Raw genomic sequence first — 1,043 nt, 5'->3', positions numbered from 1 at the left:
GGCAGGTTCAGCCGGTGGAAGCATGTGACTCTACGAGTTCGGTGAATACCTCGGAGGGTTTCTTCCAATCGAAGATTTTACGAGGCCGGTCGTTGATTTCCGCGGCGACCCGGGCGAGGTAGTCGGGGCTGGACGTGATCGGCACGCCTTTCGGGAAGTATTCGCGGACGATGCGGTTCAGGTTTTCGTTGCTGCCGCGCTGCCACGGGCTGTGCGGGTGGGCGAAGAACACCGGCAGCCCGGTCGCGGTGATCGCCGCGTGCCGGGCCATTTCGGCGCCGCAGTCCCAGGTCAGCGAACGGCGGATCTGTGGCGGCAGGCTGCCGGTGGCGGCGATGACGGCTTCGGTGACGCTCAGCGAGTCCCGGCCGGTCAGTGGGACCAGGATCAGGAACCGGGAGCTGCGTTCGACCAGCGTGGCGACAGCGGTCTTGCCGTTCTTACCGATCACCAAGTCGCCCTCCCAATGTCCCGGCACGGCCCGGCCCTCGACCTCAGCGGGACGTTCGTCGAGGTAGCGGGGCTCGCGGATACGCGGCGCCGGCTCCGGACGCGGCCCGGAACGACGGGCCGGGCGGCCGGTGCGCAGCCGGATCAACTCCTTCGCGAGAGTGGAGACGGGCTGGGCGTAGACCCACTGGTAGATGGCTTCGTGTGACACCCGCACAGCCTGATCGTCAGGCACGATCTCGGGCAAGCGACCCGCGATCGAGGCCGGCGACCACCCCGCCCGCAACCGCTCGATCACGATTGTCCGTAACCGTGGCGAGCGTTCGACCGCGAACAGTTTCGGCCGGGTCCGGGCCGTCGCCGCCGCTGTGTCCGCGGCCACCGCTCGGTAGCCGGCCCGGCCGTCGTGCCGGGCTATCTCCCGCGACACGATCGACGGGTCCCGGCCGATCCGCACGCCGATTTCCTTATACAGCAAGCCTTCCGCGAGTCCGCGGGAGATCTCTTCACGGTCGGTCGACGTCAACATCACACGCACGGCGGGCATCCTGTCCCACCGAACCACCAAGATCAAATGCTACGACCGACTGAAT

1 protein-coding gene is annotated in these 1,043 nt (G+C 67.4%); it reads right to left on the bottom strand.

All coding sequences use genetic code 11. The features are described from left to right. Positions 1–7: 7 nt before the first annotated feature. The gene (locus tag Ahu01nite_RS50055; RefSeq protein WP_275411871.1) at positions 8–979 is read right to left on the bottom strand and encodes an IS30 family transposase; all 972 of its coding nucleotides are present in this window, start codon (positions 977–979) and stop codon (positions 8–10) included. Positions 980–1,043 lie beyond the last annotated feature (64 nt).

It is taken from the genome of Winogradskya humida (genome assembly GCF_016862215.1).
Taxonomy (GTDB): Bacteria; Actinomycetota; Actinomycetes; order Mycobacteriales; family Micromonosporaceae; genus Actinoplanes; species Actinoplanes humidus.
This window is presented reverse-complemented; position numbering and strand designations above follow the sequence as displayed.